The 25,046-nt window shown below is 64.8% G+C and carries 19 protein-coding genes; 13 read left to right on the top strand and 6 right to left on the bottom strand.

Going from position 1 to position 25,046, the window contains the following annotated elements:
• Positions 1 to 113 precede the first annotated feature (113 nt).
• Positions 114 to 2,318 (bottom strand): hypothetical protein, encoded by a 2,205-nt coding sequence (locus QMZ05_RS11525; protein WP_353700862.1) that lies wholly within the window; start codon positions 2,316 to 2,318, stop codon positions 114 to 116.
• 478 nt (positions 2,319 to 2,796) lie between these two features.
• The gene (locus QMZ05_RS11520; protein WP_353700861.1) at positions 2,797 to 3,222 is read right to left on the bottom strand and encodes a nuclear transport factor 2 family protein; all 426 of its coding nucleotides are present in this window, start codon (positions 3,220 to 3,222) and stop codon (positions 2,797 to 2,799) included.
• A 125-nt stretch (positions 3,223 to 3,347) separates the two neighbouring features.
• On the opposite strand from QMZ05_RS11520, the gene QMZ05_RS11515 reads away from it, so the two are divergent.
• Together QMZ05_RS11515 and QMZ05_RS11510 are read left to right on the top strand one after the other, a co-directional pair.
• Positions 3,348 to 3,917 carry an Ada metal-binding domain-containing protein gene (locus QMZ05_RS11515; RefSeq protein ID WP_353700860.1) on the top strand — a complete coding sequence of 190 codons (570 nt, stop codon included), beginning with the start codon at positions 3,348 to 3,350 and terminating at the stop codon, positions 3,915 to 3,917.
• 676 nt (positions 3,918 to 4,593) lie between these two features.
• A complete protein-coding gene (locus QMZ05_RS11510) occupies positions 4,594 to 6,156 on the top strand; it encodes a 2-isopropylmalate synthase (protein ID WP_353700859.1) in 1,563 nt (520 codons plus the stop codon).
• A 99-nt stretch (positions 6,157 to 6,255) separates the two neighbouring features.
• On the opposite strand, the gene QMZ05_RS11505 is transcribed toward QMZ05_RS11510, so the two are convergent.
• Positions 6,256 to 7,638: an FAD-binding oxidoreductase gene (locus tag QMZ05_RS11505; protein WP_353700858.1), complete on the bottom strand. Its 1,383-nt coding sequence runs from the start codon at positions 7,636 to 7,638 to the stop codon at positions 6,256 to 6,258.
• A gap of 293 nt (positions 7,639 to 7,931) precedes the next feature.
• On the opposite strand from QMZ05_RS11505, the gene QMZ05_RS11500 reads away from it, so the two are divergent.
• Both QMZ05_RS11500 and QMZ05_RS11495 read left to right on the top strand, forming a co-directional pair.
• The gene (locus QMZ05_RS11500; protein ID WP_353700857.1) at positions 7,932 to 8,921 is read left to right on the top strand and encodes a LysR substrate-binding domain-containing protein; all 990 of its coding nucleotides are present in this window, start codon (positions 7,932 to 7,934) and stop codon (positions 8,919 to 8,921) included.
• A gap of 198 nt (positions 8,922 to 9,119) precedes the next feature.
• Complete coding sequence (locus QMZ05_RS11495; protein ID WP_353700856.1) at positions 9,120 to 10,736, top strand: hypothetical protein; 1,617 nt, start codon at positions 9,120 to 9,122, stop codon at positions 10,734 to 10,736.
• A gap of 116 nt (positions 10,737 to 10,852) precedes the next feature.
• Here the strand turns inward: QMZ05_RS11495 and mobA are convergent, their stop codons facing one another.
• Both mobA and QMZ05_RS11485 read right to left on the bottom strand, forming a co-directional pair.
• Positions 10,853 to 11,485: a molybdenum cofactor guanylyltransferase MobA gene (gene mobA, locus QMZ05_RS11490; RefSeq protein ID WP_353700855.1), complete on the bottom strand. Its 633-nt coding sequence runs from the start codon at positions 11,483 to 11,485 to the stop codon at positions 10,853 to 10,855.
• Positions 11,478 to 12,362 carry a formate dehydrogenase accessory sulfurtransferase FdhD gene (locus QMZ05_RS11485; RefSeq protein WP_353700854.1) on the bottom strand — a complete coding sequence of 295 codons (885 nt, stop codon included), beginning with the start codon at positions 12,360 to 12,362 and terminating at the stop codon, positions 11,478 to 11,480. Before QMZ05_RS11485 ends, mobA begins: the two co-directional genes overlap by 8 nt.
• Positions 12,363 to 12,546: 184 nt before the next feature.
• Here QMZ05_RS11485 and glp point away from each other — a divergent pair, with 184 nt between their 5' ends.
• The 5 genes from glp to QMZ05_RS11460 all read left to right on the top strand — a co-directional run bounded on the left by glp (position 12,547) and on the right by QMZ05_RS11460 (position 20,151).
• On the top strand, positions 12,547 to 13,800 hold the full coding sequence (gene glp / locus QMZ05_RS11480) for a gephyrin-like molybdotransferase Glp (protein WP_353700853.1): 1,254 nt from the start codon (positions 12,547 to 12,549) through the stop codon (positions 13,798 to 13,800).
• Between the two features lie 233 nt (positions 13,801 to 14,033).
• Positions 14,034 to 15,746, top strand: a complete 1,713-nt coding sequence (locus QMZ05_RS11475) for an NADH-ubiquinone oxidoreductase-F iron-sulfur binding region domain-containing protein (RefSeq protein WP_353700852.1) — start codon at positions 14,034 to 14,036, stop codon at positions 15,744 to 15,746.
• A 36-nt stretch (positions 15,747 to 15,782) separates the two neighbouring features.
• On the top strand, positions 15,783 to 18,569 hold the full coding sequence (gene fdhF / locus QMZ05_RS11470) for a formate dehydrogenase subunit alpha (protein WP_353700851.1): 2,787 nt from the start codon (positions 15,783 to 15,785) through the stop codon (positions 18,567 to 18,569).
• Positions 18,570 to 18,634: 65 nt separating this feature from the next.
• On the top strand, positions 18,635 to 19,429 hold the full coding sequence (locus QMZ05_RS11465) for a dienelactone hydrolase family protein (RefSeq protein ID WP_353700850.1): 795 nt from the start codon (positions 18,635 to 18,637) through the stop codon (positions 19,427 to 19,429).
• 17 nt (positions 19,430 to 19,446) lie between these two features.
• Positions 19,447 to 20,151, top strand: coding sequence for a substrate-binding domain-containing protein (locus tag QMZ05_RS11460; protein ID WP_353700849.1), 705 nt, complete (start codon positions 19,447 to 19,449; stop codon positions 20,149 to 20,151).
• 74 nt (positions 20,152 to 20,225) lie between these two features.
• On the opposite strand, the gene QMZ05_RS11455 is transcribed toward QMZ05_RS11460, so the two are convergent.
• Positions 20,226 to 20,747, bottom strand: a complete 522-nt coding sequence (locus QMZ05_RS11455; protein WP_353700848.1) for a hypothetical protein — start codon at positions 20,745 to 20,747, stop codon at positions 20,226 to 20,228.
• Positions 20,748 to 20,835: 88 nt separating this feature from the next.
• Between QMZ05_RS11455 and QMZ05_RS11450 the strand changes: the two genes are divergently transcribed.
• The 4 genes from QMZ05_RS11450 (at position 20,836) to QMZ05_RS11435 (ending at position 24,704) form a co-directional block, all read left to right on the top strand.
• Positions 20,836 to 21,423, top strand: coding sequence for an exopolysaccharide biosynthesis protein (locus QMZ05_RS11450; protein WP_050419300.1), 588 nt, complete (start codon positions 20,836 to 20,838; stop codon positions 21,421 to 21,423).
• Positions 21,424 to 21,538: 115 nt separating this feature from the next.
• The gene (locus QMZ05_RS11445; RefSeq protein WP_353700847.1) at positions 21,539 to 22,750 is read left to right on the top strand and encodes an ABC transporter substrate-binding protein; all 1,212 of its coding nucleotides are present in this window, start codon (positions 21,539 to 21,541) and stop codon (positions 22,748 to 22,750) included.
• 312 nt (positions 22,751 to 23,062) lie between these two features.
• Positions 23,063 to 23,479, top strand: coding sequence for a hypothetical protein (locus tag QMZ05_RS11440; protein ID WP_353700846.1), 417 nt, complete (start codon positions 23,063 to 23,065; stop codon positions 23,477 to 23,479).
• Positions 23,472 to 24,704 (top strand): biotin/lipoyl-binding protein, encoded by a 1,233-nt coding sequence (locus QMZ05_RS11435; RefSeq protein ID WP_353700845.1) that lies wholly within the window; start codon positions 23,472 to 23,474, stop codon positions 24,702 to 24,704. The genes QMZ05_RS11440 and QMZ05_RS11435 overlap by 8 nt, the downstream gene beginning before the upstream one ends.
• The last annotated feature ends 342 nt before the right edge of the window (positions 24,705 to 25,046 follow it).

Genomic DNA, 25,046 nt, shown 5'->3' with positions numbered 1-25,046 from the left:
CAGGCCAGATGGAATAACGACTTCCTTCTCTCTGTCCTCGCCCATATGCGATAGCCCTACCCGCAAGGGGGGAGGGAACCCTGCCGTCGGTGCGTCCCTTACTCTCCTCACGGCTAGCCCTTGCGCGACGGCATCCAGGCGGACAGCAGGTAGAAGCCGATCGCCACGATCAGGAGATAGCGGAAGCCGAGCAGGGTCGAGCACGACTCAGCGAGGCCGCCGATCACAGATCCCGCGATGTTCGATCCGAACGCCTGATCGGGATTGGCTTCGTCGCGGAACGAGCGCGCGAAGATCACGCCGGCGAAGAACATCGGGCCGAGCGCCAGCGCGCAGGGGATCACGTAGCGCCAGACGATGCCGCCGGCCAGGAACGTGTCCAGCGGCACCAGCACCGAGACCGCCAGCAACGCCAGCAGTCCGACATAATGGCGCACCAGCCGGGTGGACGGCACCTTGATCACGTAAAGATTGGCGGCGAGGATCAACAGCAGCGCGGTGAAGAACACCGCCGAGTTGACCAGCCAGGTGCTGCCGAACAGCAGCGCCATCTGAACGACCGCCTTGGTCTCGAGCAGCATGAAGGCGGCGCCGAGGAAGAACATCCGGTTGTTGGGCCGCCAGGCGCCCTTCGGCTTGAACAGGTAGACGAGGCCAAGCCCGAGCACGCCGAGCAGGATCATCGAGCGAACCGTGAGGTCGGGGATCAGCCGTCCGCTGACATAGAGGAACGGCCAGTCGTCGCTGGTCGATTGCTTGGCGCCTTCATTGTCGACCACCAGCTTTGCCGGCGCCAGCGGCACCCAGTCGCCGCGCTGGGGCGCAGTCTTGTCCTGCCTGTCTTGCGGCTTGTCGAAGCCGTCGACCGCCAGGTTCTCCGGCGGAAGGCTGTTCAGCCAGAACTTGCCGCGGTCGCGGAACGCGGTGGAGATGCGCGGATTGCAGCCCGCGATGATGGTGGTGAAGCCGACCGCCTCGGACGACGTCAGCGTCTCCTTGTAGGGCAGCGGCAGCACCAGCGGATCGCAGCCGAACACCTGCTTGGCCATCTCGGCGACACGCTGCACGATCCAGCCCTGGCGGTAGTAATTGTACATCACGAAGATGCCGTCCTGCTTCAACACGCGGCGGACATCCTGGAACGCCTGTTCGGTGAACAGATAGCTTTCGAGACGGATGTTGGCGTAGCCGCTGTGCAGGATCAGCGAGTCGACCAGCGCATACACCACGAGATCATATTTGCGGTCGGTGGTGCGCAGGAAATGCCGGCCGTCGTCGAGATGCGGCACCACCCGCGGATCCTGATAGGGCTTGTCGGGGTGGTTGTGGATGCCGATGTCCTGGATCGCGGGATCGATCTCGACCGCATCGACGCGCTCGACGCCCAAGCGCAATGCGTGCGCGAGGTCGTTGCCGGAGCCGGCGCCGATGATCATGACGTCCTTGAACGGCGCGCCGCCGCTGTGCTTCTGCAGCAAATGGATCAGCGAATAGGACGAGCCGCGTTCGCTGAACGGCATCATCTCCTGATGGCCGATGCTGTTGACGGTGATCTCGCCGCTCTTCTTGTTGAGATCGACGGCGTAATAGGGCGACCAGCGGATGTCATGGTTGCCGGTACGATCGGTGTAGAATCCGGTGAATCCCACCACGAAGATGATCGTCGCGAGGCGCAGGATCGACAGCGCCTTGTCCTGGTAGAGCAGGTAGACGATGCCGGCGCAGCTGATGCCGAACCAGACCACCGGCGGCGCCTGCGCGAACGACAGCAGCGAGAACCCCACGATGCCCGCAAGGCTGCCGCCGATATTGAGCGAATAGCCGGCGACACGGTTCGGGTAGGCGTCGAAGGCGCGGCCGAGCGTCTGGCCGAGGCCGACGAACATCAGCGCGATCAGCACGAAGAACAGCCCGGCGATCGCCTCGATCGGCACGACGAATTTGGCAAGATCCGGGTTGCGATACTCGGTGCCGAAAAACACCTCCTGCGGCGAGGCCTGATGGCCGACGTCGACCGCGAACTCGCCCCATTGGAAATACAGCACCATGATCGTGGCCACCGCCGCGAAGGTCACGAGCGCGAGCCCGGGAAACAGCGCAAGCCAGTTGGTGGTCCGCCGCGCGGCAAGGCAGCCGCAGGACATGCCGAGGAAGGCCGCCAGCAGCACGATGTTGGTGAAGAATTGCAGGAAGACGACCTTGGCCGAGAACCAGCGGATGCAGGCCAGTTCGAGGAACAGGATCAGGAATCCGACGAGGAAGAGATTGAAGCCGGCTTGTCGCTGATTGGGCCCTTCGGCCACGTTCGTCGCGGGCATGATCCCCATATCTCCTTAACTAAACAAGATCGCGCCCTTAACACCCGGCCGCCGCCCGCACCCTAGATGCAACCTGTTGAGCAAAGATTGACTTCAGCGGCCGCGCACGGGTGATGGTTGTCGCCGGCCGAGATCATGTCTGATGTCATGGTGTAGGAAGGGTTTCGCCGCGAGCACATCTTGGCCGAGCCTCGGCATCGATTGTCGATGTGAGGCTCGATCGGGATGGCGAAAGCAGACGTGAGGTGAGCACCCTCGGCGGCTCGCTCCCCCCTTGCGGCGGAGGGTGGGGAGAGGGGTGAGCCCCGGGCGAGATGGTCAACGGAAAGCTCAGCCTTCGTCGCGCAGATGGAGACAGTTCGTCGTGTGGCCACCCTCTCCCTAACCCTCCCCCGCAAGGGGGGAGGGAACCCTTCCGTTGGTGCGTCCCTTACATGAGTGCGCAACTGCGCGGGAGCGCCGGCGCCGCGCGCACGCTTCACGCCGCAGCTTCTCCGAACACCATCTGCCAGCCCTTGCGCGTATCCATGTATTCGCGCACCTGCTTGATGCGGCCTGCCTCGACCACGAACACGAAGCAATAGTCATTGTCGTAGGATCGGCCGCCCGGCAGCGTCGCGCGCATGCGCTCCTCGACGATCACGCTGTCGCCGTCGGCATGAACGGCGCGGAACGCGATGTCGATCTTGGTGAACAGGCGGTGCATCTCGGTCGAGATGAAGCGGGCGATCGCCTCCGCGCCGATCATGTGATCGGTGTGATCGAGCGCGACCGCGGTGGCGTTGCGGGCCGGTGCGATCCATTCGGCATCCGGCGCGAACGCGGCGGCAATCAGCTTGGCGTCGCGGGTCCTGAACGTCTGCCAGGCGTTGAGGACGATGTCCTTGTTGGTCGGGCTGGTCATTGCGATGTCTCCGGGTTTGATCGATCGGCTCGATCTAGGCCGGTGCGGCGCGACCTGCTGGCCGGAATCGGACCTCATCACCGCCGGCCCCTTTTCTCGATCGCGCGATGCGCTAGTGTCAGGTCATGCTCAGCTTCGAGGTCTGCAACGCGGCGCGGCTGCGGCGCGACGCGCGCTATGACGGCCGCTTCTTCACCGCGGTGAAGACCACGCGGATCTATTGCCGCCCGGTCTGTCCGGTGAAGCACCCGCTGCCGCGCAACGTCACCTACTACCCGACCGCAGCCGCGGCCGAGGCGGCGGGCTATCGGCCGTGCCTGCGCTGCCGTCCCGAAACCGCGGCGTTCTGCCCGGCGTGGAACGGCACGCGCTCCACGGTTGCGCGCGCGCTGAAGCTGATCGACGGCGGCGCGCTCGAGCGCGGCTCGGTTGCCGCGCTGGCCGACCGGCTCGGCATCACCTCGCGTCATCTCGGGCGGTTGTTCGAGCGCCATGTCGGCGCGAGCCCGCAGCAGGTCGCGACCACCCGCCGCGTCCAGCGCGCCAAGCGCCTGATCGACACCACAGACGATGCGATGACCGAGATCGCCTTCCGCGCCGGCTTCGGCAGCGTCCGCCGCTTCAATGCCGCGTTCGCCGAGCTCTACGGCCGCTCGCCGTCGAGCCTGCGCGCGTCGTCGCGCGGGCGGAGGTGAAGGGTCGAGCGCTGGGCGAGGTAGCTGCATCGCCAGCCGATGTGAGGTGGGCCCACGGGGCGGGCTCGCTTCCCCTTGCCGGGTCGGACGCGAGGCGCTCGAACGATTTCGGAATATTGGAAATGTACCGCTGAGTTGCCCGACGCGTCAAGTTGCCTTGCCGAACGTCGGCAGCCGGCAGCTCCTTTGCATGGGGTTGTTTTCGATATTTCGGCCGCGCGTGGCTGCGGCGGTCCCGCAAGGGGGAGGAGACCCCACTGCTTGTGCGTCCCTGATGCGCCAAGCTGTCTCGGTACGTTAGGTCAACCCCTCTGACCATCTTTACCCATTGCGGCGGCTCGCTATAATCGTCTAGAACGACGGCGCATAGCGCGTCCCGGCAACCAACCGTCAATGGTTTTGACCGAGGGTTTTTGCGCTCAACAGGGTCCGGCAATGCTGATTCGCGGCCAAATCGATGGGATTTCGGGGGAGGTGGCTGAGGCTACCGCCACGATCCCGGCTGCGACGCCCGCCCTCCTTATTGGCGGCCTGCTTCTTACCTGCCCCTGAGGGCCGGCTGGGCGTCTGCGCCTGGGCACTCAGGGGTTTGTACGAGATCATCGAACCCTGATATCGCCCAGGTAATTGCTCAAGGAGCAACATGACGGGCGCAAAGCTTAAAGGAATTTCTGACATGGCCACCGCGAACAAGTCCGAGAAGGACCGCGTCATCATTTTCGACACCACCTTGCGCGACGGCGAGCAGTGCCCCGGCGCCACCATGACCTTCGAGGAGAAGCTCGAGGTCGCCGAGCTGCTGGACGACATGGGCGTCGACGTCATCGAGGCCGGCTTCCCGATCACCTCGGAAGGCGACTTCCAGGCGGTCAGCGAGATCGCCCGCCGCTCCAAGAATTCGGTCATCGCGGGCCTGTCGCGCGCCCATCCGGCCGACATCGACCGCTGCGCCGAAGCGGTGAAGTTCGCGCGCCGCGGCCGCGTCCATACCGTGATCGCGACCTCGCCGCTGCATATGCGGGTGAAGTTGAACAAGACCCCCGAGGAGGTCATCGAGACCTCGGTCGCGATGGTCGCCCGCGCCCGCAACCAGATCGACGACGTCGAATGGTCGGCCGAGGACGGCACCCGCAGCGAGATGGACTATCTGTGCCGGATCGTGGAAGCCGTCATCAAGGCCGGCGCCACCACGGTGAACATCCCCGACACCGTCGGCTACACGGTGCCGGAGGAATATACCCACTTCATGCGGACCTTGATCGAGCGGGTGCCGAACTCCGACAAGGCGATCTTCTCGGTGCATTGCCACAACGACCTCGGCATGGCGGTCGCCAACTCGCTGGCCGGCATCGTCGGCGGCGCGCGCCAGGTCGAATGCACCGTCAACGGCATCGGCGAGCGCGCCGGCAATGCCGCGCTGGAAGAGATCGTGATGGCGATCAACGTGCGGAACGACAAGTTTCCGTACTGGAACAAGATCGACACCACGCAGCTGACCCGCGCCTCCAAGGTGGTGTCGGCGGCGACCTCGTTCCCGGTGCAGTACAACAAGGCGATCGTCGGCCGTAACGCGTTCGCCCATGAGAGCGGCATCCATCAGGACGGCGTGCTGAAGGACGCCTCGACCTACGAGATCATGCGGCCCGAGATGGTCGGCCTGAAGCAGTCCTCGCTGGTGCTGGGCAAGCATTCCGGCCGCCACGCCTTCATCCACAAGCTGGAGGAGATGGGCTACAAGCTCGGCGCCAACCAGCTGGAGGATGCCTTTACGCGGATGAAGGCGCTGGCCGACCGCAAGAAGGACATCTACGACGAGGACATCGAGGCGCTGGTCGACCAGGAGATGGCGGCCGCGCACGACCGCATCAAGCTGACCTCGCTGACCGTGATCGCCGGCACCCATGGCCCGCAGCGCGCGACCATGAAGCTCGACGTCGACGGCCAGATCAAGATCGAGGAAGCCGAGGGCAACGGCCCGGTCGACGCCGTGTTCAACTGCATCAAGCGCCTGGTGCCGCACGAGGCCAAGCTGGAGCTGTACCAGGTCCATGCGGTGACCGAGGGCACCGACGCGCAGGCCGAGGTCTCGGTGCGTCTGGCGCATGAGGGCCGCTCGATGACCGCGCGCGCCGCCGATCCGGACACGCTGGTCGCGTCCGCCAAGGCTTATCTCGGCGCGCTGAACAAGATCGTGATGAAGCGCCAGCGCGACGTCGTCCCGGGCAAGGCTGCGGGCTGAGGTTCGTTATTTACCCGTTTGGAAACGCGGCGCCCTGGGCGCCGCGTTTTTCATTGGCCAGGCGCGAACCGTCTGGCGCGCCGTCATCCTGAGTCGGCGTCAAGCGGCCGGCCTGATGTTCTGGTTGACCCGGAACAGATTGGCAGAGTCGTACTTGCGCTTCACCTCAGCAAGTCGCGCATAGTTCGATCCGTAAGTAGCCTTGAGACGGGCGTCGCCCTCATCGTCCATCATGAAATTCGGGTAAGCGCCGCCGAGGTCGAACGGGTGAACGGCCTCCCAATAGGCCTTGGTCCATCGGGTGATCGGCCCTGCCTTTTGCGGATTCGGATCGATTCCGGCGATCACCATCGACCAGGTCGCGTCGCGGCAATTCCACGCGGTCTCGCCGCTGCCGACGCGATGGACGGCGCCGTCGATCGGGTAGAGATGCATCAGCGACAATTCGCTCGGGGTCCTTGCGGCCTGCTCGAGATGGGCGTCGATCGCAGCGTCCGGCAACGTCTTGACGAAGTCGCCACGCCAATACCACTGCATGCCCTTGGGGTAGAGCCCGTCAAACATGCTCTGCAGGGCAGGATAGGGCATCGTCCCCATCCAGTTGAACCATGGCGTCGGCAGGGCATCCAGCAGCGGTGCCAGTGCTTTTCTGCCTCCGTCCTCGGCGCCGTCGTAGCAGCACATCAACAGGCAGATGCGCTTTCCCCAAAGCTCTTCCGGAAACGGCGGACCTGACGGGATCGTCTTGAGTCCGAGGAAGACGCTGAGCTCCTCCGGCGCGGTCGGCAGGAAGTCGCGATAATGCTGCATGATTGTGCGCGCGTGCTGCTGATCCCAGGCGATCGGCCCGGCGAACACTGCATTGACCGGATGGAGCTTGAACAGAAAGGACGTGACGATGCCGAAATTGCCCCCGCCGCCGCGCAGCGCCCAGAGCAGGTCGGCGTTCTCGTCCTTGCTGGCGACGGCAAAGCCGCCGTCGGCGAGCACCACGTCGGCTTCGAGCAGATTGTCGATCGTGAGGCCATGTTTGCGGGTGAGATAGCCATGGCCGCCGCTCAATGTCAGGCCAGCGATCCCGGTGGTCGAGATGATGCCGGCCGGTACCGCCAGACCGAACGCGTGGGTGGCATGGTCGACGTCGCCCTGGGTACATCCGGCGCCGACCCGCACTGTGCGGGCCGCCGGATCGACTCGCACGCCCTTCATCGCAGACAGGTCGATGACCAGTCCGTCATCCACGCTGCCGAGACCGGGTCCATTGTGACCGCCGCCGCGAATTGCGATGCGCAGGTCGTTCTCGCTGCCGAACTTCACCGCGGTGATGACGTCGGCGACATCGACACATCGTGCGATGAGCGATGGCCGCTTGTCGATCATGCCGTTAAAGAGTGCACGAGCTTCGTCGTAATCGGTTTCGCCGCGCGCGATGACCGCGCCGCGCAAATTTTCACGTAACTTGATTTTGGCTTCGTCACGCATGATCCTCTCCTGATCCAAAAAATCAGCAGGGCTGCCCGATGGGCGAACTGCGTCCGTGTCGGAATTCGGCCCTGTCAATTGCTGACTCTAATCGGGGCACCGACGGTCGTAGTGTACCAGATATTGGCGGCGTCTGTGTCGAGACAACAGCAGTCGATTGGAATAAATTCTGCGTTCGCAGGTCCTTATTGGAATATGTTCTCAACAATCCGGCCGCATCCGGATCGGTTTGGGATTTTTTGCGCGTCTGCCCGCGCTAGCCTGTCAGCGTCCCTCCCGCAAGGACGCCGCCCATGCCGCTTGCCTCCATCGACGTCGACCTCCGGCGCGCCGCGACGCCGGCGGAGACCGCGCTGACCCGCCGCGTCGACCTCACGACGCTCCGCCTGTTCGTCGCGGTCTGCGACGAGCAGAACCTCACCCGCGCCGCACAGCGCGAGGGGATCGCGGCCTCGGCGGTGTCGAAGCGGATGAACGATTTCGAGCTGGCGTTCGGCGTCACGCTGTTCAAGCGGCTCGCCAAGGGCATGGCGCTGACGCCGGCCGGCGAGGCGCTGCTGCATCACGCCCGGGTGACGCTACTCAATGTCGAGAAGATCGCGGTCGAGCTGTCGGAATATTCGCAAGGCGTGCGCGGTCATGTCCGCATGCTCGCCAACCTCTCGGCGATCGTGCAGTATTTGCCCGAAGACCTCTCCGCCTTCTTCGCGGCGCACGAGCTGCTCCGCGTCGATCTGCAGGAGCGGCCGAGCGGGCAGGTGGTGCGCGGCATCGAGGAGGGGGCGGCCGAGATCGGCATCTGCGCGGCCGAGGCCGACAGCCGCGCGCTCGAAGCCTTCCACTACCGCTACGATAATCTGGTGGTCGTGATGCGGCCGGACCATCCGCTGGCCGGCCGCGACAAGCTGCTGTTCACCGAGACGCTCGATTTCGACCACATCGGCCTGCACACCGCGAGCTCGATCTATCTGCGTTCGCAATATGCGGCGACGCAAGCCGGCAAGACGATGCGACTGCGCATCAACGTGCCCGGCTTCGATGCGGTCTGCCGCATGGTGCAGGCCAATATGGGGCTCGGCCTGATCCCCGACCGCGCCTTCGCGGTCGTCGGCGCCGGCATGGGGCTGCGTGCGATCCCGTTGCGTGACGATTGGGGGCGGCGCGAGCTGAAGATCGTGGTCCGCGATGCCGCGCATCTGTCCGCAACCGGCCGCCTGATGCTGGACTATCTGCGCGCGGTCGAAACGGACCGGGTTGAGCGGGTTGGCGGACGCGTCGGCTAAAGCATGGTCCGCAAAAATGTGAAGCGGTTTCTTTCGTGACAAACGCGAAACGTTTGCGCCGAGATTATCTCAAACCACAAGCCACGGCGCGCTGCGAGATTTCCGGGAACGTGAACATGACCGCGGCGATCTGTCACAAGGGTGTCGCGATCGGCCCCGTAAGACGAGCCCATTCCAATTTTCGAAAATGGGGGGCTTATGTTCAAATCAATCGCCACATCACAAACCACTCGCCGCGCCATTGTCCGGCGCCTGATCGCCGGGACGGCGCTCTCTCCGGTACTGTTTGCAATCCATCCGGCATTATCGCAGACCGTCGGCAATCCGCATGAATTGCTCGTCAGCACCGCGGTCTACGCGGGCAAGACGTCAACCGTCGTCGTCGGCCAGACGCTGCCGACCGGCGCCGTGGCGGTTGCCGACGGTAGCTATCCGGGCGTGTTCAACAACGTGTCCGTTGATTCGAACTTCGGCGTGACCGCCTCAGTCGTGATCAAGAAGTTTCATCTGGAAGGCCATCGGCTTCGCGAAATCCGCGCACTGACCGTTCCGGCGGACGTGGCGGTGACGAGCTTCAGCTCGAAGTCGGAATTGTCGCTGCATTTGTCGCCCGACGGCAAGGCCGTGACGTTCATGGGCTACGACGCTGCGGTGAACGCGCTCGACGTTTCCAACTCCAATTCGCCGAACCATGTCGATCCCACCAATCCGGATACCGGCGTGCATGCGCGCGTGGTGGCGGAGCTGGATTTCGACGGCTCGCTGCACCGGACCAAGGTCAACATTTATAGCGGCGACAACGGCCGCGGTGCGATCCGCGCCAACAAGGTCAATGGCACCCAGGCTGATCAGTATTTCACGGTCGGCAATGCCGGCAACGGCAGTGGCATCCCGCCGGTGCTTGTCGTCAATGACACCGGCGTGCAGCTCTCGACCCCCGGGGTCGATGGTTCAGACACCGTGGTTGGCGTGCAGCAGGGAACGCCCGGCAGCAAGAGCGGATTCCAGCTCGGCTTCTCAGTTGCCCAGCTCGGCTTTGCTGTCGACAAGTCCGGCAAGGACGACAATTTTCGCGGCATCGCGATTTCTAACAACACGCTCTACGTGACCAAGGGCAGCGGCAGCAACGGCATCAACACGATCTATCAGGTTGGCCAGCCGGGCGTTCTGCCGACCCGCGATACCGCCGCCTCGACGACGTTCAGCATTCTTCCGGGCTTCCCGAACAATCCGTCGGCGAATTCGGGCGCGACCGGCTTCTATCCGTTCGGCATCTGGTTTGCCAATGCAACGACGCTTTACGTCGCTCAAGAAGGCGACGGCAAGCTGGCGGATGCGGCGGCATCGACGACGGCCGGCCTCCAGAAATGGGTCTATGCCAATGGCACCTGGACCCTTGCCTACACGCTGCAAAAGGGCCTCAACCTCGGCACCTCCTATCACGTCAACGGCTATCCGACCGATCCGGCAACCGGTGGCCTGCGCAACATCACCGGCCGCGTCCACCGCGACGGCACCGCGACGATCTTCGCCGTGACGTCGACCGTGGGCACCTCGGTTGAGCCGGGCGCCGATCCGAATCAGGTGGTCGCCATCACGGACAAGGTCGCGGCGACGCAGCTGCCTGCGAATGAAGCGTTTGACGTTGTTGTGCCGCCCGCGTTCGGAACGGTCTACCGCGGCGTGTCGTTCGCTCCGGTCAATTGCGATGGCGATCATGGTCAGATGAAGGATCATGGTCGCGGCCACGACGGCGACGACAACGCCCAGGGCGACGACGCCTGCAGTCCGACCAGGATCGCCGCGGGGCATTGATTGCCGGCAATCAGCGGAGCCTCTGCTGGCTGCTTCCAGTCAGGCTTCGCTGGACTCGGCTCGACGCGATCGGCTGTAGCCGGTCGCGTCTGCGAGCTCAAATGCAGGCGGGCGCCTCAGCCGCCGTCAAGCGCGGCGAGGCGGTCGGCTTCTGCGATGTCTTCGATGGTATTCGCATTGAAGAACGGATCGAGCGGCTCGGTCGGCCATTCGACCGTGGCCAGCGGATAGCGCGCGGTCCAGCGATCGATCTTGCGCACATCCTCCTCGACCAGCGCATGGCGCAATTCGCCGCGCAGGCGCACGCTCCAGAGGCCGATGACCGGATGCGTCTGCCCGCCGGATGAGGCAACCGCGAGCTCGGCATTCTCGGCTACCCGCGCCTGCTCCAGGCGCGCGACGAGATCGCGGGGTAGAAACGGACAGTCACCTGCCGCGCTCAGCACCCATTTTGCGTCCGGCCGGTTGGCCGCGGTCCAGTCGAGCGCGGCCAGGATGCCGGCAAGGGGACCGGGAAAATCGGCGACGTCGTCGGCGACGACGGGAAGGCCGAACGCGGCGAAGCGCGCGGGATCGCCGTTGGCGTTGATGATCAGCCCGCCGCATTGCGGCGCGAGGCGGTCGATCACCCGTTGCAGGATGGTGCGGCCCGCGATCGTGCGCATCGGCTTGTCGCCGCCGCCCATCCGCCGCGCAAGCCCGCCGGCCAGCAGCACGCCGGGAATGTCAGTCCCGGGGATATCAGTCATGGTCGGTCTCGCCCTTGCGCTTATGACGCATCGATTCCTCTTCGACATAGTCGAGGTTCTGGTCGTAGACGATCCGATCCTGGCCCGACAGCGCGATGAAGCGTTTGCCGCGGGCGCGCCCGATCAGCGTCAATCCGACCTGCCGCGCCAGGTCGACGCCCCATGCGGTGAAGCCGGAGCGGGAGACCAGGATCGGAATGCCCATCCGCACGGTCTTGATCACCATCTCGGAGGTCAGCCGTCCGGTGGTGTAGAGGATCTTGTCGGCCGGATCGACATTGTGGCGATAGATCCAGCCCGCGATCTTGTCGACGGCGTTGTGGCGGCCGACATCCTCGGTGTAGCAGACCGGCGTCGCTTCCTTGCACAGCACGCAGCCGTGAATGGCGCCTGCTTCCAGGTAGAGCGACGGCATCGTGTTGATGGTGTGCGTCATCTGGTAGAGCCAGGAGGTGCGCAGTTCGGCCTTCGGCAGCGCGACCTTCTCGACGGCCTCGAGCAGGTCGCCGAACGCCGTTCCCTGGGCGCAGCCCGAGGTCTGCGTCCGCTTCTTCAGCTTCGCCTCGAAATTGGTGTGGTGCGCGGTGCGCACCACGACGACCTCGAGATCGTCGTCATATTCGACCTCGGTGACGACGTCGTCGTATTTGAGCATGTTCTGGTTGAGCAGGTAACCGAGCGCGAGGTATTCGGGATAGTCGTTGATCGTCATCATCGTGACGATCTCCTGCGCGTTGAGGTACAGTGTCAACGGCCGCTCGACCGGCACCTTGATCTCGGTCCGCGCGCCGGTCTGGTCGACGCCGACCACGCGCTCCGTCAGCCGCGGATCGTCCGGGTCTGGAACAATGATGGGAGCGGTGGTTTTCGCGGTCACAGGTCGCAGTCCCGATGGGTTCACATGGCAATGGAGCTGGGGATATAAGCACGATCGGAGATGGACTGGCCACTCTCCGCCGCTTCGCCGGAACTGCCACGGATGGTCCGGCTTTGGAGATAACGCCGCAGTTCGCGATCCGGGTCGAACACATCTTGTCGATGGCCCAGCACTGAGAGAGACAATGGCGCAGCTTTCGGACGACTGCTTCGCATTCGGCGGGCCGATGATGTCGGTCGACGAGGCCGTCGCGATCATCGCCGCGCGCGTCAAGCCGGTCGGCGAGACCGAGGCCGTTGCGCTGGTGGACGCCGACGGACGCATCCTGGCCGGCGACGTGGTCGCGCCCCTGCCGCTGCCGCCCTTCATGAATTCCGCCGTCGACGGCTACGCGGTGTCGGCTACGGACCTGCCGGCAAGCGCCGAGCGCGCGTTGCCCGTCGCCGGACGCGTGCAGGCGGGGGCGCCGGCACAGCCTGCGCGGCCCGGCCAGGCGGTGCGGATCTTCACCGGCGCGCCGATGCCCGGCGGTACCGACACCGTGTTCATGCAGGAGGACGTGCGGATCGACGATGCGGGCAACGTGATCCTGCCGCCCGGCCTGAAGGCCGGCGCCAATGTGCGGCCGGCCGGCGAGGACATCGCACGCGGCCATGTCGCGCTGGCATCGGGCCGGCGCCTGCGCCCGCAGGACATCGCTGTCGCCGCGGCCTTCGGGCTCACGACGCTCGACGTGGTGCGGCGGCTTCGCGTCGGGGTGTTCTCGACCGGCGACGAGCTGGCCGCGCCGGGGAGCACGCGTGACGAAGCGCAACTGTTCGATTCCAACCGCTTCATGCTGATGGCGATGTTGCGCAGGCTCGGCTGCGAGGTCGGCGATCTCGGAATCCTGCGCGACGAACGCGCCGGGCTCGCCGCCGCGCTCAAGCAGGTCGCACGCAGCTTTGACCTGATCCTGACCACCGGCGGCGTTTCGACCGGCGAAGAGGACCACGTCAAAGCCGGCATCGAGCAGGCCGGCTCGCTGGTGCTGTGGCGGATGGCGATCAAGCCGGGCCGTCCGGTGGCGATGGGAATCATCGACGGCACGCCGTTGATCGGCTTGCCCGGCAATCCCGTGGCGAGCTTCGTCACCTTCGTTCATGTGGTGCGGCCGACCGTGCTGGCGCTCTCGGGCGCCGTGCCGTCTCCGCTGCTGCCGATGCCGGTGCGGGCGGCCTTCAGCTACAAGAAGAAGAGCGGCCGGCGCGAATATGTCCGCGCCTCGCTGCGGCGGGCGGCGGACGGTGCGCTGGAGGCGACCAAGTTTCCCCGCGAAGGGGCCGGCCTGCTGTCGTCGCTGGTCGAGACGGATGGACTGATCGAACTCGGCGAGTCCATCGTGCGGGTCGAACCGGGCGATGCTGTCGGCTTTCTCGGCTACGCCGATCTGCTTTAGGCACCCAATCTGATCCGCGAGAACCGCGACACGGACGACGATAGGATCGTCGCACGATACGATAATCAGATCGCCCGATAAGCAAACATTAACAACGGCCTACGCGGCAACCCGACGCTGCTAGAGGCGTTCTAAATCTGCTTGCCTGTGGCATGCCAGTGAATAGAGTTGGATTGAACCCGCGCAATTCGTGCGAAGCGCGGTTCCAGAACGAGGTTTCAAGGCGAGGATTCATGAGCCAAGGCGACGTTCACAAGGTCCGCGCGTTCGAGCATCCCGGACAGGGCAGGAAGCGGGCGAAAGCCACGCCGAAGGGACGCCAGGTCGACCCCGTGGCCGCGCACGAGATCGAGGCGCTGCTCGCCGACCGGCCGCGGCGGCGCGACCTCTTGATCGAGTACCTCCATCTGATCCAGGACAAGTACCATCAGATCTCGGCAGCGCATCTTGCGGCACTCGCCGACGAGATGAAGCTGTCCTTCGCCGAAGTGTTCGAGACCGCCACCTTCTACGCGCATTTCGACATCGTGAAGGAGGGCGAGCCTGATATCGCGCCGCTCACCGTGCGGGTGTGCGATTCGCTGACCTGCGCGATGCTCGGCGGCGAGAAGCTTTTGAAGGACCTTCAGGACCGCGCCGGTCCCGGCATCCGCGTGGTGCGGGCGCCGTGCGTCGGCCGCTGCGACACCGCACCCGCCGCCGAGGTCGGCCACAACTTCGTCGATCATGCCACCGTCACCAATGTGCTCGCGGCGGCGAAGAGCGGTGACACCCACGCGCATCTCCCGCCTTACGTCGAATACGACGCCTATGTCGCCGGCGGCGGCTACAAGCTGTTGACACGGCTGCGCTCGGGCGAGGTGCCACGCGAAGACCTGCTGAAGGCGCTCGACGATGCCTCACTGCGCGGCCTCGGCGGCGCCGGTTTCCCGACCGGCCGCAAATGGCGCGCGGTGCTCGGCGAGCCCGGTCCGCGGCTGATGGCTGTCAACGGCGACGAGGGCGAGCCCGGCACGTTCAAGGACCGATACTATATCGAGACCGATCCGCATCGCTTCCTCGAAGGCATGCTGATCGGCGCGCACGTGGTCGAGGCGCCCGAAATCTATATCTATATCCGCGACGAATACCCGGCCTGCCGCGAGATCCTCGCCCGCGAGATTGCGAAGCTGCCGCCGGGCGGTCCTGTGCTGCACATGCGGCGCGGCGCCGGCGCCTATATTTGCGGTGAGGAATCCTCGCTGCTCGAATCGCTCGAGGGCAAGCGCGGCCTGCCGCGGCACAAGCCGCCATATCCGTTCCAGGTCGGGCTGTTCGGCCTGCCGACGCTGATCAACAACATCGAAACGTTGTGGTGGGTGCGCGACATCGTCGAGAAGGGCGCCGACTGGTGGAAGAGCCACGGCCGCAACGAACGCCACGGCCTGCGCAGCTTCTCGGTGTCGGGCCGCGTCAAGAATCCCGGCGTCAAGCTCGCGCCGGCCGGCATCACCTTGCGTGAACTGATCGATGAGTTCTGCGGAGGTATGGCTGACGGCCATACCTTGCAGGCCTATCTGCCGGGCGGCGCCTCTGGCGGCATCCTGCCGGCCACGATGGACGACATCCCGCTCGATTTCGGCACGCTGGAGAAATACGGCTGCTTCATCGGCTCCGCCGCCGTGGTCGTGCTCTCGCAGGCCGATGACGTCAGGGAGGCCGCGCTGAACCTGATGAAGTTCTTCGAGGACGAGAGCTGCGGGCAATGCACGCCCTGCCGCGCCGGAACCGAGAAGGCGGCACTCCTGATGCAGCAGCCGGTCTGGAACAAGGAACTGCTCGACCAATTGAGCCAGGCGATGCGCGATGCGTCGATCTGCGGCCTCGGTCAGGCGGCCTCCAATCCGCTGACGTCAGTGATCAAATATTTTCCGGACGGCTTTCGTCCGCAGCAAGCCGCCGAATAGGCGGGCCGGGCAGGACGAATTTCGACGAGGATTCGAATGAGCAACCATCAGAACTCCGGCCAGATCATTCAGTTCGAGCTCGACGGCCACCAGGTCGAGGCGCGGGCCGGCGAAACCATCTGGCAGGTCGCCAAGCGGCAGGGCACCGAGATCCCGCATCTCTGCTATTCGCCCGCGCCGGACTATCGGCCGGACGGCAATTGCCGCGCCTGCATGGTCGAGATCGAAGGCGAGCGCGTGCTGGCAGCGTCCTGCAAGCGGACGCCGACGGTCGGCATGAAGGTGAAGTCGGCCAGCCAGCGCGCCGTCGCGGCGCAGAAGATGGTGATGGAGCTGCTCGTCGCCGACCAGCCCGCGCGCGAGACCTCGCACGATCCGGACTCGAAATTCTGGCATTGGGCCGAGAAGACCGGCGTGACTGAAAGCCGCTTCCCGGCGGCCGAGCGTTGGCACGCCGACACCAGCCACCCGGCGATGCGCGTCAATCTCGACGCCTGCATCCAGTGCGGCCTGTGCGTGCGGGCGTGCCGCGAGGTGCAGGTCAACGACGTGATCGGCATGGCTTATCGCAATCACGACTCGAAAATCGTGTTCGACTTCGACGATCCGATGGGTGAATCGACGTGCGTCGCGTGCGGCGAATGCGTGCAGGCGTGCCCGACCGGCGCGCTGATGCCGGCCGTGATGCTCGACGACAAGCAGACCCGCGTCACCTGGCCTGACCGGAAGGTGGATTCGCTCTGCCCGTATTGCGGCGTCGGCTGCCAGGTCACCTACGAGGTCAAGGACGAGAAGGTGATCTACGCGGAAGGCCGCGATGGTCCCGCCAATCACAACCGGCTCTGCGTCAAGGGCCGCTTCGGTTTCGACTACATCCATCACCCCAATCGCCTGACCAAGCCGCTGGTGCGGCTGCCCGGCGTCAAGAAGGACGCCAACGACCAGGTCGATCCGGCCAATCCCTACACCCATTTCCGCGAAGCGACGTGGGAGGAGGCGCTCGATCTCGCCGCGAAGGGCTTGACGAAAATCCGCGACGAGAAGGGCGCCAAGGCACTCGCCGGCTTCGGCTCGGCCAAGGGCTCGAACGAGGAAGCCTATCTGTTCCAGAAGCTGGTGCGCACCGGCTTCGGCTCCAACAATGTCGATCACTGCACGCGGCTGTGTCACGCCTCGTCGGTGGCGGCCTTGTTCGAGGGACTGAGCTCCGGCGCGGTGTCGGCGCCGTTCGCGGCGGCGGCCGACGCCGAGGTGATCTGGGTGATCGGCGCCAATCCGACCGTGAACCATCCGGTCGCCGCGACCTACATCAAGAACGCCGCCAAGCGCGGCGCCAAGCTCTACGTGATGGACCCGCGCCGGCAGACCCTGTCGCGCCATGCCACGCAGCACCTCGCCTTCAAGCCCGGCAGCGACGTCGCGATGCTGAACGCGATGATCCACACCATCATCACCGAAGGCCTGACCGACGAGCAGTATATCGCCGGCTATACCGAAGGCTATGACGAGCTGAAGGCGAAGATCCAGGAGTTCACGCCGGAGCGCATGTCGGCAATCTGCGGCATTCCCGCCGAGACGCTGCGCGAGGTCGCGCGCGCCTACGCCAGCGCCAAGTCGTCGATCATCTTCTGGGGCATGGGCATTAGCCAGCACGTTCACGGCACCGACAATGCGCGCTGCCTGATCGCGCTGGCGCTGATCACCGGCCAGGTCGGCCGCCCCGGCACCGGGCTGCATCCGCTGCGCGGGCAGAACAACGTGCAGGGCGCCTCCGACGCCGGCCTGATCCCGATGTTCCTCCCCGACTATCAGCCGGTCGGCCGCGACGACATGCGCGGCGCCTTCGAGAAGCTGTGGGGGCAGGAGCTCGATCCGGTGCGCGGGCTGACCGTGGTCGAGATCATGAACGCGATTCACGCCGGCGAGATCCACGGCATGTATGTCGAGGGCGAAAATCCCGCGATGTCCGATCCGGACTTGCAGCACGCGCGCGAGGCGCTGGCCAAGCTCGATCACCTCGTCGTGCAGGACCTGTTCGTCACCGAGACCGCGTTCCACGCCGACGTCATCCTGCCGGCCTCGGCGTTCGCCGAAAAGTCCGGCTCGTTCACCAACACCGATCGCCGCGTGCAGTTGGCGCGCGAGGTGATCAAGCCGCCGGGCGACGCAAGGCAGGATCTCTGGATCATCCAGGAGATCGGCAAGCGGATGGGATTGCCGTGGAATTATTCCGGGCCGGGCGAGGTCTTCACCGAGATGGCCGAGCTGATGCCGTCGCTGAAGAACATCACCTGGGAGCGCTTGGTTCGCGAGGGCGCGGTGACCTATCCGGTCGACGATCCCGACAAGCCGGGCAACGAGATCATCTTCACGACAGGTTTCCCGACCGAGAGCGGCCGCGGCAAGATCGTGCCGGCAAAGGTGATCCCGCCGGACGAACTGCCCGACGACGAATATCCGATGGTGCTGTCGACCGGCCGCGTGCTCGAACACTGGCACACCGGCTCGATGACGCGTCGTGCGCAGGTGCTCGACCAGATCGAGCCCGAAGCGGTCGCGTTCATGACGCCGAAGGACATGCGCAAGAAGGGGCTCGTGCCCGGCGACTTCATCCGGCTCGAGACCCGCCGCGGCGCCGTCGAGGTCAAGGTGCGCGCCGACCGCGACGTGCCCGAGAACATGGTCTTCATGCCGTTCTGCTATGCTGAGGCCGCCGCCAACCTGCTGACCAATCCGGCGCTCGATCCGTTCGGCAAGATTCCGGAGTTCAAGTTCTGCGCGGTCCGCGCCGAGAAGATCGATATCCGGACGGCGGCGGAATAGCGGTCCGGCACGCAATATGAATACGCTCGACCCGTCTTGGTCGGCCAAAACTGCGGGAGGTCAGCATGCGAACGATCATCGTGGGAGCACTTTGCGCCATCGCAATGGTCGCGAGCGCACAGGCTGCGGTGAAGGAAGAGCCGGTCACCTATACCGACGGCGAGGCCACGATGAAGGGCTTCGTGGTCTATGACGACGCCACCCAGGCCAAGCGGCCCGGCATCGTCATGGTGCACGAATGGTGGGGCATCACCCCGCATATGCATAATGAGGCGCGGAAGTTCGCGGAGCAGGGCTATGTCGCCTTCATCGCGGATATGTACGGCGACGGCAAGACCGCCGACAACCCGAAGGACGCCGGCGCGCTCTCGGGGGCGGTGATGAAGCACGCGAAGGTGATGGAGCAGCGCTTCAATGCCGCGCGCGAGCAACTCGCCAAGCAGCCTCCCGTCAATCCGCAACGGATCGGCGCCGCCGGTTACTGCTTCGGCGGCGCGGTGGTGCTGAACATGGCGCGCACCGGCGCCGATCTCGCCGCCGTTGCGGTCTTTCACGCATTACTTGGTCCCAACACGCCTGCACCGGCGCCGGGGACCGTCAAGGCGAAGATCCTCATCCTGAACGGCGCGGACGACCCGTTCGTGAAGCGCGAGCAGTACGATGCGCTGAAGAAGGATTTCGACGCGGCGAAGGCCGATTACCGGATCATCGAGTATCCCGGCGCCGTGCACGCGTTCACGAACCCCGAATCCACCGAGCTCGGCAAGAAGTTCAACCTGCCGCTCCGATACGACGCCAAGGCCGATCAGGAATCCAAGGCCGAGGCAGCCAAGCTGTTCGCCGCGAATCTGCAGAAATAAGCGGACGGGCCGCTCGCATGATCAAGGTCATCATTTCGGGCGGCTTCGCTGCGGTCTACCGCGAGGTGCTGCCTGAATTCGAGCGCAGCACCGGCATCAAGGTGGAAACCGGATCCGGAGCGTCGGAGGGCACCGGTCCGAAAACCATCAGGCATCAGCTTGCGCACGGCGCCAAAGCGGACGTGGTGATCCTGTCGCGCGAGGGACTTCGAGGGTTGAACGAAGACGGCCGGATTCGTGCGGGATCCGAATCGGGCCTGGCGACAGCGCCTCTCGCCGCCGCGGTTCGGGCCGGCTCGCCCAAGCCCGACATCGGCAACGCAGCCGCGCTCAGGAAAGCCTTGATCGACGCAGGGCAGGTGGTGGCGCCAAGCAGCACCAGCGGACAGTTTTTTCGCGACAAGGTCTTCCCGAAGCTGAACCTGCCGGACACGGTGACGCTCACCCTCGAGGCGCGCGGCACCGAGGCGGCCGCAGCGCTGCGAGCGGGCAAGGCGAATCTCTCGATCGGGCCGACCAGCGAGCTGGTGCAGGAGACCGGCATCGACGTCGTGGGTCTGCTGCCCCCGGATCTTCAGCTTGTCCAGACTTTCACGGCCGCTGTCGTCAGCGACTCCGCCGCGCCCGAAGCAGCCAGGCGCCTGATCGATTTCCTTTCCTCGGATACCGCTCTTTTGCTGGCGGCCATCAAGCGGGCCGGCATGGAGCGGCCTCGCGGATAAATTGCCGTCGCAAACGTGGCCGCGACCTCGTCGACATATCGCGGCAGGGCGCGTCGTGACGACGGCGCTGCGGCTCAGCGATCGCTGGGTGCGACGTTAAGCGGCGCACCCCCGGTCGAAATCGGACCTGATGGCTTGGGCGCCCGAACCGGCGGCTTTCGCGGCTTCGGGGCGGCCTGCGCCACCGGTGCATGCGGCTGCTCGGCGACCGCCGGTGCCGGCATCGGAGCCGGAGCGGGGCGCTGTAGCGCGTCGACCTTCGACGTCAGGGCCGCCAGCTGGTCGACGATGGTCTTCAACTGGTCCTGCTGGTCGGCCATCGATTTGCTGAGCGCGCCGATGTCATCCTCGAGCTTCTGCTGGGTCGCGAGCAGATCCGGCAATGTTTCCTTGTCGCCTGCGGCCGCCTTGTCGCTGGCCGCCGCGTTGTTGAGGGACGGAACCAGTGGTGCGATCTGGGGCCAGGCGTAGACGCCGCCGGCGCCCGCGCAGGCGACGACGATCACCAGCAGGAACCACGGCCAGCGGCGGCGAGCGGCAGGAATCGGGCTTGTCGGCGCATGGCGGTCCCATGCCTGATCGGAATCGTTGGTCACCTATGCTTCCTAGTCCGCTTCGGCAGCAGTTGCAATCGACGCCGAGTCTGACCACTTTGCAGGCATGTCCCCCACGTCCGGAGCCCCATTGGCCCCCACGCACACGTCCCAGCTTCTTGAGGAACTCGTCGCTCAAGCACCGGACGGCCCCGTCGATCTCGAATGGCTCCTCAGCAACCTGGACAAGCGGTCGTTCGGCCTGCTCCTGCTGCTTTTGGGGCTGTTGGTGATCATTCCTGGCGTCGCGACGATCGCGACGCTGGCGCTGCTGTTTCCGGCGGTCGAGATGATGCTCGGCCGCAGCGCGCCGGCGTTTCCGCGATTCCTGTCGAAGCGGCAGTTCGATTTCAAGCGCTTCAAGCGGTTCACCGTCTTTGTCCGCCCGATGCTGCAGGCGATCGAGCGCATCAGCCGGCCGCGTTGGGATGCGCGTCGCGACGTGATCGATCGCCTCGTCGGCCTGGTGGTGTTTCTGCTGGCCTTCTCGGCAGGCTGGCCGCTGCCGCTGGTCAACGTGATTCCGGGAATGGTGGTCGTGCTGATCGCAATCGCCTATCTGCAGGAGGACGGTCTGCTGCTCACCGTCGCGATGGCGGCTGCGCTGATTTGCCTGCTCGGGCTCGGATGGACGCTCTGGGCATCGTTCGGAGCGGTGATGAGCTGGATCGGACTGTGACCTTCGACGTCAACGCAGGTTGATGTCCCGGCATGAGGGGTCGACATCTCTCGCGGGCATGATCATTATCTCGCCGGACGCCGCGGCAAACAGCGGCGCGAATGGGGAGAAAAAGATGCGTTGCATCACGCTCGCGGCGATCGCCGCGCTCAGCCTTGCTTCCACGTCGGCGGTCCTTGGTGCCGACAAGAAATACGATCCCGGCGCCAGCGATACCGAAATCAAGATCGGGCAGACCATACCCTACAGTGGTCCGGCCTCGGCCTATGGCACGCAGGGCAGGGCGGAATCCGCATACTGGAAGATGATCAACAGCCAGGGCGGCATCAACGGCCGCAAAATCACGCTGCTGAGCATGGACGACGGCTATAGCCCGCCGAAGACGGTGGAGCAGACGCGCAAGCTCGTGGAGCAGGATGAGATCCTTGCCAATATCGGTTCACTCGGCACGCCGACCAATTCGTCGATTCAAAAATATCTGAACGGCAAGAAGATCCCGCATCTTCTGATCTCCACCGGCGCCTCGAAGTGGAACGATCCGAAGGAGTTTCCGTGGACCACGCCGTTCTATCCGCCCTATGCGCAGGAAGCGAAGATCTACGGCAAGTACATCCTCAAGGAATTGCCGAGTGCAAAGATCGGCGTGATCTATCAGAATGACGACTTCGGCAAGGACTATCTCAGGGGTTTCAAGGAGGCGCTCGGCGACAAGGCCGGCCTCATCGTCAAGGAGCTCAGCTACGAGGTGACCGATCCCACGATCGATTCCCAGATCGTCAATCTGAAGGCCGCGGGCGCCGACGTGCTGATGACGATCACGACGCCGAAATTCGGCGCGCAGGCGATCCGCAAGGTTGCCGATCTCGGCTGGAAGCCGACGCACTTCATCGTGTCGGTCTCCAGTTCGATCGGCGGCGTGCTCGAGCCCGCCGGCCTCGAAGCATCCACCGGACTGATGACGGCGCTCGCCACCAAGGTGGTGGGCGACCCGGCCTGGGATTCCGACAAGGGCGTGCAGGACTATCTCGCCTTCATGAAGCAATGGTATCCCGAAGGCAATCCGATCGATGGCAGCAACCAGATCGGTTATCTCTCCGCGCAGTTCACCGCCATCATCTTGAAGAACTGCGGCGACGAGCTGACGCGCGAGAACCTGCTGAAGCAGGCCACCAACCTGAGCAAGGTATCGCTGCCGCTGTTGCTTCCCGGCATCACGGTCTCGGTGTCGCCGACCAATTATTCCACCTTCGACACGTTCAAGCTCGCCAAGTTCGACGGCAAGACCTGGAAGTTCTTCGGCGAGAACATCAGCACGGCGTCGCGCTGAGGACACGCGAGACGCAGCCATGCCGATCGGCATTCGGGGGACGCAGCAAACTGGCTGCGTCGATGCGGCGCGGTTACTGGTATGAGATTCGGGTGAGGCAGCAACGACCGTCCGAGGCTGGAGCGGATATCGCTGAGGTGCGGATACCGGCGGATGTCGCCCTTGATCGTCGGTTGCTGACACAGAGCAAGGCCCAGACGCGCAACGGATCTCCCCGTGGAACTACGGTCCTTGATAAAGCGACAGCATTAGGGAACCATACCTCCACGGGCCCGCGCGTGGCCCTCGCTCTTCGAGCAACGGGGGACGGTCGTGAACGGACAAATCCATCCGGCGGCACCTCACCATCTGCCGTTCTTCGTTTCGGGTCCTGATGGCGACGACACCCTGATGGTGGTGATGGGCATCTTCCTGCTCGTGACCATCCTGTATGTGGGCACGCTGTACTGGAAGCTGCACAGCCTGCCGGAGCGGATGGCGCACAAGTCGCAGAAGCTGCAGTTCGAGGTCGTCGCCGTGCTCGGCCTGATCTCGCTGTTCACCCACATGCACATCTTCTGGATCGCGGGCCTGCTGCTCGCGATGATCGACCTGCCGGACTTCAGCACGCCGCTGCGCACCATCGCGGGATCGGTGGAGCGGATTGCCGACGCCACGCCGCCGAGGCCCGTGCCGCCACCGGAGCCGGACGAAGTCGCCGCCGCAGAGGAGGGACAGGGCCATGCTTGAGCTCCTGCTGTGCTCCCTCGTCACCATCCTCCCGGACTATCTCTATCGCCGCTACCGGCAGGGCAAGCGTTTCGGCAAAGAGATCACGTTCTTTTCGGTCTGGCACGAGCTCAGATGGGGCATCACCGGCTGCCTCATGCTGACGATCGCGCTGATCACCATGATCTTCTACTACCATCCCTCCACCACCTCGGCGGCGATCTATTTCCGCACCGTGCCGATCCTCCCCGAAGTGGCCGGCCGCGTCGCCGAAGTGAATGTCGGCTACAGCGCCCCCGTGAAGATGGGCGATGTTCTGTTCAGGCTGGACAATACGAAGCAGCAGGCCGCGCTGGAGACGGCGAAGCGCAAGGTCGCAGAAGTCGATGCGTCGCTTGCCAGTGCGCAGGCCGATATCGTCAAGGCCGAGGCCCAGGTGGGCGAGGCCAAGGCGGCCTGGCAGCAGGCCAAGGACGAACTGGACAGCAAGAGCGAATTACAGCGTCGCAATCCCGGCATCGTGCCGCAGCGCGACATCGAGAAGCTTCAGGTCGCCGTCAATCAACGGCAGGCCGTCATCGATGCGACCAACGCGGCGCGGGAGACCGCGGGGCTGCGCGTCTCCACGCTGCTGCCCGCCGAGAAGGCGAGCGCAGAGGCCGCGATGGCCGAGGCGCAGGTCGATCTCGATAAGACCTATATTCGCGCCGGCGTCGACGGCCGGGTCGAGCAGTTCATGCTGCGGACCGGCGACCTCGTCAATCAGATGATGCGCCCGGCCGGCATATTGATCCCGGAAGGCGCGGGCCGGAGCGTGTTGCAGGCCGGCTTTGGCCAGATCGAGGCCCAGGTCATGAGGCCCGGCATGATCGCGGAGGCGACCTGCATCTCGAAACCCTGGGTGATCATCCCGCTCGTCGTCACCGGCGTGCAGGACTACATCGCGGCCGGTCAATTCCGTTCCGGCGAGCAGCTGGTCGACCCGCAGGCCCTGCGCCAGCCGGGTTCGATCCTCACGTTTCTGGAGCCGCTCTACGCAGGCGGGCTTGAAGGCGTCACGCCGGGCTCCAGCTGCATTGTCAACGCCTACACCAGCAACCACGATGTGATCGCCGATCCGAAAACCGGCGCGTTCAAGGGATTTGCCTTGCACGTCGTCGACGCGACGGGGCTCGTGCACGCGCTCCTGCTGCGTATCCAGGCCTTGCTGCTGCCGGTCAAGACGCTGGTGCTGAGCGGGCATTGAGGTCGCGCATACCGTCTTGTTCGTTCTTCAGGGTGGCGAGAATTGCAGCAAGCCTCGGACGCATCGCGCCGCGAGAATGCGGAAGAATGATCCACAAGCGGCACCACACATTCCGTGTCGTCCCTGCGAAAGCAGGGACCCATAACCACGAATGGTGATTGGTGAGCGATGTCGGAACGACGAGTCCCGTTCGCAACACCGGCCGCGGAGTATGGGTCCCTGCTTTCGCAGGGACGACAGCTGTGGCCGTGAAAGTTGCGCTGCCTACGCTGGCAGCGGGAAAACGGGCAGCATTCGCGCCAGGCGAACTCGCCATTGCCAAACCTCGCATTGACCATGCGG

This window comes from Bradyrhizobium sp. INPA03-11B, assembly GCF_040446015.1.
GTDB classification, from domain to species: Bacteria; Pseudomonadota; Alphaproteobacteria; order Rhizobiales; family Xanthobacteraceae; genus Bradyrhizobium; species Bradyrhizobium macuxiense_A.
The sequence above is the reverse complement of the archived record's forward strand: the minus strand, read 5'-3'. Positions and strand labels throughout refer to the sequence as shown.

Excerpts from the sequence above, each read along its gene's own strand:
- QMZ05_RS11465 (WP_353700850.1), top strand. The coding sequence starts at position 18,635 with ATGCGAACGATCATCGTGGGAGCACTTTGCGCCATCGCAATGGTCGCG.
- fdhF (WP_353700851.1), top strand. The coding sequence starts at position 15,783 with ATGAGCAACCATCAGAACTCCGGCCAGATCATTCAGTTCGAGCTCGAC.
- QMZ05_RS11500 (WP_353700857.1), top strand. The coding sequence starts at position 7,932 with ATGCCGCTTGCCTCCATCGACGTCGACCTCCGGCGCGCCGCGACGCCG.
- QMZ05_RS11520 (WP_353700861.1), bottom strand. The coding sequence starts at position 3,222 with ATGACCAGCCCGACCAACAAGGACATCGTCCTCAACGCCTGGCAGACG.
- QMZ05_RS11515 (WP_353700860.1), top strand. The coding sequence starts at position 3,348 with ATGCTCAGCTTCGAGGTCTGCAACGCGGCGCGGCTGCGGCGCGACGCG.
- QMZ05_RS11445 (WP_353700847.1), top strand. The coding sequence starts at position 21,539 with ATGCGTTGCATCACGCTCGCGGCGATCGCCGCGCTCAGCCTTGCTTCC.
- QMZ05_RS11435 (WP_353700845.1), top strand. The coding sequence starts at position 23,472 with ATGCTTGAGCTCCTGCTGTGCTCCCTCGTCACCATCCTCCCGGACTAT.
- QMZ05_RS11505 (WP_353700858.1), bottom strand. The coding sequence starts at position 7,638 with ATGCGTGACGAAGCCAAAATCAAGTTACGTGAAAATTTGCGCGGCGCG.
- QMZ05_RS11495 (WP_353700856.1), top strand. The coding sequence starts at position 9,120 with ATGTTCAAATCAATCGCCACATCACAAACCACTCGCCGCGCCATTGTC.
- glp (WP_353700853.1), top strand. The coding sequence starts at position 12,547 with ATGGCGCAGCTTTCGGACGACTGCTTCGCATTCGGCGGGCCGATGATG.
- QMZ05_RS11460 (WP_353700849.1), top strand. The coding sequence starts at position 19,447 with ATGATCAAGGTCATCATTTCGGGCGGCTTCGCTGCGGTCTACCGCGAG.
- QMZ05_RS11525 (WP_353700862.1), bottom strand. The coding sequence starts at position 2,318 with ATGCCCGCGACGAACGTGGCCGAAGGGCCCAATCAGCGACAAGCCGGC.
- mobA (WP_353700855.1), bottom strand. The coding sequence starts at position 11,485 with ATGACTGATATCCCCGGGACTGACATTCCCGGCGTGCTGCTGGCCGGC.
- QMZ05_RS11510 (WP_353700859.1), top strand. The coding sequence starts at position 4,594 with ATGGCCACCGCGAACAAGTCCGAGAAGGACCGCGTCATCATTTTCGAC.
- QMZ05_RS11475 (WP_353700852.1), top strand. The coding sequence starts at position 14,034 with ATGAGCCAAGGCGACGTTCACAAGGTCCGCGCGTTCGAGCATCCCGGA.